We start from the raw sequence: 7,521 nt of genomic DNA, 5'->3' as shown, positions 1-7,521 counted from the left end.
CCCCCCCCCCCCCCCCCCCCCCCCCCCCCCCCCCCCCCCCCCCCCCCCCCCTTTTAGATGTGTATAAGAGACAGGTGCCACAGCATGGGCGGCCTGGCGGCGCGTGCCTGGCTGCGCCGGGCCGGCGACGCGCGCCGGGTGCGCCGCATCATCACCCTGGGCTCGCCGCACCAGGGCACGGCGCTGGCCGCCCTCAGCCGCAGCGGCACCGGCCTGCAGATGCGCCGGGGCAGCGCCTGGCTGCAGGCGCTGGCGCAGACCGAGGACGCCGGGCGCCGCGCGCTCCTGAGCTGCTGGTACTCCAACTGCGACCATGTGGTGTTCCCGGCCTCGACCGCCGCGCTGCCCGGCGCCGACAGGCATTTCGTGCCCGGCCTGCCGCACCTGGCGCTGGCCTTCCATCCGCCGCTGATGGAGGCGGTGCTCGAGCAGATCGGGCCCTGAACCGGAAAACGATCTCCAGGGGCGCCAGCGGCGCGATGGCATGCGGATTTCCAGCGAAAAATGCCTGAAGCCCAGGTGGCATGTGGGCTAAATGCTATATATTTGATAGCTATTGCGCCATTGCCGTGTTGACCCGGTGCGCGCAGCGAGGCTGCACAATGCGGCGCATGGAAGCATTCGACAAGCTGGACGTGCTGATCCTGCGCAAGCTGCAGGCCGATGGCCGGGCCACCTACGAGCAGATCGCCGAAGCCGTCGGCCTGTCGCCCAGCGCCGTGCTGCGCCGGGTGCGGCGGCTGGAGGAAACCCGCGTCATCGACCGCTACGTGGCCCTGGTGCGGCCCGAGGCGGTCGGCCTGGGCCTGACCGCCTACCTCAACGTGCGGCTGGAAAAGCACACCGAGAACCACAAGCGCAACCCCATGGACCTGTTCCGCGCCAGCGTGCAGACCTGGCCCGAGGTGGTGGAATGCGCCGCCCTGACCGGCGAGATGGACTACCTGCTGCGCGTGGTGGTGGCCGACATGGCGCACTACAGCCGCTTCATCATGGACACGCTGCTCAAGCACCCCAGTGTGGAGGACTGCAAGACCAGCTTCGTGCTGGACCGCGTCAAGACCACCACGGCCGTGCCCTTGTGAGTCCGTAGGGGCTTTGCAGGGTGTCTGCAGATACTAGGGAAAACCCTTAGAATTCGCCCATGACCGATCCTGTGTCTCTGCTCCAAGCCTCCCTCGACGCCGGCCGCCGCTGGATGCGCCCGTCGCGCACCGCCGACGCCGGCGCGCCGGCGCTGCCGCCGGCCCTGGTGCCGATCCGTTCGCTCGGGCCGGCCTACCGCGAGCGCATCGCCGCGCACCTGCTGGCGCTGGACCCGGAAGACCGCTACCTGCGCTTCGGCTATGCCGCGAGCGACGAGCAGATCCGCCGCTACGTCGACGGCCTGGATTTCGCGCGCGACGAGATCTTCGGCATCTACAACCGCCGGCTGGACCTGATCGCCGTCGCGCACCTGGCCATTCCGCGCGAGCCCGGCGAGCGCCGCCGCGCGGAATTCGGCGTGTCCGTGGTCAAGCGCGCGCGCGCGCGCGGCTATGGCGCGCGCCTGTTCCGCCGCGCCATGATGCATGCGCGCAATGCCGGCGTGGCCGAGATCTTCATCTACGCGCTGAGCCAGAACACCGCCATGCTGAGCATCGCGCGCAAGGCCGGCGCCACGGTGCAGCGCGACGGCTCCGAGGCCGAGGCCTACCTGAGCCTGCCGCCCGCCGACCTGGACAGCCGCCTCTCGCAACTGCTGGAGCAGCAGTTCGCCGAGGTGGACTACCGCCTCAAAGTGCAGGCCAAGCATTTCTGGGACGCGATCGGCAGCATCCAGGAAATCCGCCAGGGCGTGCGCGAGGCCCGGCAGCGTTCCGCGCCATAGACCGCAGGCGGCGCGATCCGCGCTATCCTTGCGGCATGCCCACTACCGCATGTCCTGCACCTCCAGACTGTGTCTGAACCGCACCCCGCGCGCGTCGATCGCGAAGACAAGCGCACATTCCTGCAGAAGGTCGCCGAGTTCATCCATCCGGCGCCCGACACCAAGGAAGACCTGATAGAAGTCCTCTCCGCCGCCGAGAGCAATGACGTGATCGGCGCCGAATCCCGCGTCATGCTCGAAGGCGTGCTGCGCCTGGCCGACAAGACCGCTGGCGACGTGATGGTGGCGGCGCCCCGCATGGACCTGGTGGACATCGACGCGCCCTACGACGAACTGCTGCACCTGGTGATCGGCACCGCGCACTCGCGCTTTCCGGTCTACAGCGGCGAGCGCGAGAACATCATCGGCATCCTGCTCGCCAAGGACCTGCTCAAGCTCCAGCGCGCGCCGCAGCTCAACATCCGCGCGCTGCTGCGCCCGGCGGTGTTCATCCCCGAGAGCAAGGGCCTGAACGACCTGCTGCGCGAATTCCGCGGCAACCGCAACCACCTGGCCATCGTCATCGACGAGTTCGGCCGCGTGGCCGGCCTGATCACCATCGAGGACGTGCTCGAGGAGATCGTCGGCGAGATCGAGGACGAGTTCGACATCGCCGAGGACGAGGGCGACATCTTCGCCCTGGCCGACCGCACCTACCGCGTGAGCGGCGACACCCCGGTCGAGCGCGTGGCCGAGGCTTTCGACGTGAGGCTGCACGCCAGCGACGCCGAGGAGGAGTTCGACACCATCGGCGGGCTGGTGTCGCACGAACTGGGCCACGTGCCGCGCCGCGGCGAAACCTGCGTGCTCGCCGGCCTGCAGTTCCGCGTGCTGCACGTCAAGGGCGGCGCGGTGCGTTGGTTCAAGGTGGCGCCCGCGGGCGCTGACGACGCCGGCTGATGGCACGCCCAGGTCAGCGGGCCGCGCTGGCCATGGCAGTGCTGGCGGGCTTGCTGCAGGCGCTGTCCATCGCCGACCCCTGGCAGGGCCAGCCGCGCTGGTGGCTGCAGATCGCCTCCCTGGCCGCGCTGTTCCTGCTGGTGCAGCGCAGCGCGTCGGTGCGCCAGGCCGCCTTGCTGGGCTGGGGCTTTGCCACAGCCTGGCTGGCCGGCACCTTCTGGTGGCTGTTCATCTCCATGCACACCTACGGCGGGCTGGCCGCGCCGCTGGCGGTGGCCGCCGTGCTGGGCCTGGCCGCCTTCCTGGCGCTCTACTACGCCGCGGCGGCCGCCTGCTACCGGGCCTGGGCGCCGGCCTCGCGGGCGGCGCGTGCCGGGCTCCTGGGCATGCTGTGGCTGCTGGCCGAACTGCTGCGCGGCACCTGGTTCACCGGCTTTCCCTGGGGCGCGGGCGGCTATGCTCACATTGACGGGGCGGCGCACTGGCTGGCGCCATGGCTCGGGGTCTACGGCCTGGGCGCGGCAGCGGCGGTCGGCGCGGCCTGGCTGGCGCTGTGCGCGTCACCGCGGCGCTGGCGGGGGCTGGGCGCGGGGCTGATCGTGATTGCGGCGGCGTCGCTCTGGCCCGCAGGCGCCGAGGACGCGCCGGCGCAGCCGCAGGCGCTGCTGTCGGTGGCGCTGCTGCAGGGCAACATCCCGCAGGACGAGAAGTTCCAGCCCGGCAGCGGCGTGCCGCTGGCCCTGCAGTGGTATGCCGAGCAGTTGCGCGACGCGCGCGCCTCGCTGGTCGTGGCGCCCGAGACCGCCATTGCGCTGCTGCCGCGCGATCTGCCCGTGGGCTACCTGGACGCCTTGCAGCAGCGCTTTTCCACCGGCACGCAGGCCGCGCTGGTGGGCATTCCGCTGGGCTCCGCGCGCGAGGGCTACAGCAATTCGGCCATCGGCCTGGCGCCGGGCCGGGCGCGGGCCTACCGCTACGACAAGCACCACCTGGTGCCGTTCGGCGAATTCATCCCGCCGTTGTTCCGCTGGTTCACCGAGATGATCAACATCCCGCTCGGCGACTTCAACCGCGGCGGCCTGGGCCAGCCGGCCTTCGACTGGCAGGGCCAGCGGCTCGCGCCCAACATCTGCTACGAGGATCTGTTCGGCGAGGAGATCGCGCGCAACTTCGCCGACCCGGCGCGCGCGCCCACCATCCTCGTGAACCTGACCAACATCGGCTGGTTCGGCAACACCGTGGCGATCGATCAGCACCTGCAGATCTCGCGCATGCGCGCCATGGAGTTCGCCCGGCCCATGGTGCGCGCCACCAACACCGGCGCGACCGTGGTGATCGATCACCACGGCCGCGTCACGGCGACGCTGCCGCGCTATTCGCGCGGCGTGCTGGAGGCCCGCGTCGAGGGCCGCGGGCTGGCCGATCCGCAGCTCACGCCCTATGCGCGCTGGGCCTCGCGCTGGGGCCTGTGGCCGCTCTGGGGCGCAGCCGTGCTCGCGGTACTGGCGGCGGCCGCCGCCGCCCTGAGCAGGCGGCGCTGAAGCGCGGGCGGCGGGGCGCTTACATGTCTTTATGCATAAAACGCATGGGCCGGACCATCCCCAGGCGGGCCTGGCGGGACTACCATCGCGCCGGGCCACGGTGCTGCTTGCGGCACCGCACTGCGTAGACACCGAGCGGGGTCATCGCGGCCGGATTCCATGAGTCTCCGGGCGTGCCCGTTACCTGCTCCATCCGTCCGCCAGTGGCGGGAAAGCAAGCCATGAAGCTCGAGAAATCCACTCCTCTCTCCTACGTCCAGTCGGCCGCCGACAGCCCCTGGGCCACCTATCTCTCACAGGTCGACCGCGTCGTCCCCTACCTGGGGCCGCTGGCCAAATGGGCCGAGACGCTCAAGCGCCCCAAGCGCGCGCTGATCGTCGACGTGCCGATCGAAATGGACGACGGCAGAGTGCGCCACTTCGAGGGCTACCGCGTGCAGCACAACCTCTCGCGCGGCCCGGGCAAGGGGGGCGTGCGCTTCCACCCCGACGTCACGCTGGAAGAGGTGATGGCGCTGTCGGCCTGGATGACGGTGAAGACCGCCGGCGTGGGCCTGCCCTTCGGCGGCGCCAAGGGCGGCATCCGCGTCGACCCGTCGGAGCTTTCCATCAAGGAGCTGGAGCGCATGACGCGGCGCTACACCAGCGAGATCGGCATCATCATCGGCCCGCAGCGCGACATTCCGGCGCCGGACGTGAACACCAACGGCCAGATCATGGGCTGGATGATGGACACCTATTCGATGAACACCGGCGCCACCGCCACCGGCGTGGTCACCGGCAAGCCGATCCACCTGGGCGGCTCGCTCGGCCGGGTCAAGGCCACCGGCCGCGGCGTGTTCGTCACCGGGCGCGAGGCCGCGCGGCGGCTGGGCCTGCCGCTCGACGGCGCGCGCATCGCGGTACAGGGCATGGGCAACGTGGGCAGCACCGCCGCCGAACTATTCGTGGCCGCGGGCGGCAAGATCGTCGCCATGCAGGACCACAGCGGCACGCGCATCAATCCCAAGGGCTTCGACATCGAGAAGGTGCGCGCCACGCTCGCGCGCGAAGGCGGCATCGGCAACCACAAGGAAGGCGAGGCGGCCGACGCCGAGGACTTCTGGTCGGTGGACTGCGACATCCTGATCCCGGCCGCGCTGGAAGGCCAGATCACGGCCGAACGCGCCGCCCGCATCAAGGCGCGCCTGGTGCTCGAAGGCGCCAATGGCCCGACCCTGCCGCAGGCCGACGACGTGCTGGAGGACCGCGGCATCCTGGTGGTGCCCGACGTCATCTGCAACGCCGGCGGCGTGACCGTCAGCTACTTCGAGTGGGTGCAGGACTTCAGCAGCTTCTTCTGGACCGAGGACGAGATCAACGTGCGCCTGGACAAGATCATGACCGATGCGCTGCTGCATATCTGGGACACGGCAGACCGCCACAAGATCACCCTGCGCACCGCCACCTTCGCCGTGGCCTGCGAGCGTATCCTGATCGCGCGCGAGGAGCGCGGCCTCTATCCCTGACCGCATGCGGGGCGAGGGAGCGGCCCGCGTTCCCTCGCCCCGCACGGCATGGCACGGCATGGCGTTTGCGTGCGCCCATGCCAGACTGTTCTGTTTCAACCAAAGGAGAACATCACATGTACCTGTCCCCCCGCTTCCGCGCCTGGATGGCCGGAGCCAGCCTGCTGGCCTTGGGCTCGCTGGCGTCGGCGCAGCCCGCGCCCGCCGCCGATGTCGATCCGGCCAAGCCCAACGTGGTGATCCTGGCCACCGGCGGCACCATCGCCGGCGCCGGAGCCAGCACCGTCAACAGCGCCAGCTATGCCGCCGCCAAGGTCGCGGTCGACAAACTGATCCTGGGCCTGCCAGAGCTCAGGAACCTTGCCAACGTGCGCGGCGAGCAGACCTTCCAGATCGCCTCCGAGAGCTTCACCAACGACGCCCTGCTGACGCTGGCCAGGCGCGTCTCCGCACTGGCCAAGCAGCCCGACGTGAACGGCATCGTGGTCACCCACGGCACCGACACGCTGGAGGAAACCGCCTACTTCCTGCACCTGACGGTGCACACCGACAAGCCGATCGTGGTGGTGGGCTCCATGCGCCCGGGCACGGCGCTGTCGGCCGACGGCGCGCTCAACCTGTACGACGCGGTCAGCGTCGCGGCCTCCCAGGACGCCAGGGGCAAGGGCGTGCTGGTCACCATGAATGACGAGATCCAGTCCGGCCGCGACGTGGCCAAGCTGGTCAACATCAAGACCGAGGCGTTCAAGAGCCAGTGGGGCCCGCTGGGCATGGTGGTGGAAGGCAAGAACTACTGGTTCCGCTCGCTGGCCAAGCGCCACACCAACCAGAGCGAATTCGACATCGACCAGATCCAGGCGCTGCCGGTGGTCGAGATCGCCTACGCCTACGGCAACGTGCCGCGCGCGTCGATCGACGCGATCGGCGCCACGCCGGGCCTGCAGGCCATCATCCATGCGGGTACCGGCAACGGCTCGGTCGCCGACCGCGTCGTGCCGGCGCTGCAGGAACTGCGGGCCAAGGGCGTCAACGTGATCCGCTCCTCGCGCGTGCCCGCCGGCTTCGTGCTGCGCAACGCCGAGCAGCCCGACGACAAGTACGACTGGGTCGTGGCGCACGACCTGAACCCGCAAAAGGCGCGCATCCTGGCGATGGTCGCGATGACCAAGACGCGCGATCCGAAGGAGCTGCAGCGCATCTTCTGGACGTATTGAGCTGCGCACTTCGTGTCTGCGCCCGCCCTTGCCGGGGGCGGCATCGGCGGACCGGCGCAGCCGGATCCACGATGCCTCTGGAAGGGCGGGCGGGGCGCGAGGGCCGGGGGTTGTTCGAAAAGGCCGCTGCATGCAGCGGCCTTCTTGTTTTGGGCGCGCCCGGCATGGGCGCACTCTTCCCGGTGCAAGTCCGGTCCTCAGTGGATCACGACGAACGACGCGACTCCTTCGAGCGATGGCGCCAAGCGCCTGTCGCCGACGGCCTGCAGGCGCGGCGCGCCAAGGCCGCGCGAACGGTGGCGCCGCGGTGCGCGCCGGGGCCGCCGGCGGCGCCACGCCCTAGAATCAGGCGCTTTGCCGCGCCCTGCCGGGCGGCTGTCTCTTATACACATCTAAAAAAGGGGGGGGGGGGGGGGGGGGGGGGGGGGGGGGGGGGGGGGGGGGGGGGG

7 protein-coding genes are annotated in these 7,521 nt (G+C 70.3%); all 7 read left to right on the top strand.

Annotation, left to right across the window (positions count from 1 at the left end):
- Positions 1–57: 57 nt before the first annotated feature.
- The 7 genes from JHD63_RS20920 (at position 58) to JHD63_RS20890 (ending at position 7,072) form a co-directional block, all read left to right on the top strand.
- On the top strand, positions 58–444 hold the full coding sequence (locus JHD63_RS20920) for a PGAP1-like alpha/beta domain-containing protein (RefSeq protein ID WP_198972734.1): 387 nt from the start codon (positions 58–60) through the stop codon (positions 442–444).
- Positions 445–611: 167 nt separating this feature from the next.
- Positions 612–1,085 carry an Lrp/AsnC family transcriptional regulator gene (locus JHD63_RS20915; RefSeq protein ID WP_198972733.1) on the top strand — a complete coding sequence of 158 codons (474 nt, stop codon included), beginning with the start codon at positions 612–614 and terminating at the stop codon, positions 1,083–1,085.
- 59 nt (positions 1,086–1,144) lie between these two features.
- The gene (locus JHD63_RS20910) at positions 1,145–1,870 is read left to right on the top strand and encodes a GNAT family N-acetyltransferase (protein WP_198972732.1); all 726 of its coding nucleotides are present in this window, start codon (positions 1,145–1,147) and stop codon (positions 1,868–1,870) included.
- A 69-nt stretch (positions 1,871–1,939) separates the two neighbouring features.
- Positions 1,940–2,809 (top strand): HlyC/CorC family transporter, encoded by an 870-nt coding sequence (locus JHD63_RS20905; RefSeq protein ID WP_198972731.1) that lies wholly within the window; start codon positions 1,940–1,942, stop codon positions 2,807–2,809.
- Entirely contained in the window at positions 2,809–4,350 is a 1,542-nt protein-coding gene (gene lnt, locus JHD63_RS20900) for an apolipoprotein N-acyltransferase (RefSeq protein ID WP_198972730.1), read from the top strand. Before JHD63_RS20905 ends, lnt begins: the two co-directional genes overlap by 1 nt.
- Positions 4,351–4,571: 221 nt before the next feature.
- Complete coding sequence (locus JHD63_RS20895) at positions 4,572–5,858, top strand: Glu/Leu/Phe/Val family dehydrogenase (protein WP_198972729.1); 1,287 nt, start codon at positions 4,572–4,574, stop codon at positions 5,856–5,858.
- Between the two features lie 116 nt (positions 5,859–5,974).
- The gene (locus JHD63_RS20890) at positions 5,975–7,072 is read left to right on the top strand and encodes an asparaginase (RefSeq protein ID WP_198972728.1); all 1,098 of its coding nucleotides are present in this window, start codon (positions 5,975–5,977) and stop codon (positions 7,070–7,072) included.
- Positions 7,073–7,521: the final 449 nt, after the last annotated feature.

The organism is Xylophilus sp. ASV27 (genome assembly GCF_016428875.1).
Classification (GTDB): Bacteria; Pseudomonadota; Gammaproteobacteria; order Burkholderiales; family Burkholderiaceae_C; genus Xylophilus.
Note: the sequence above shows the minus strand (reverse complement) of the source record. Positions and strands in the feature narration are given on the sequence as shown.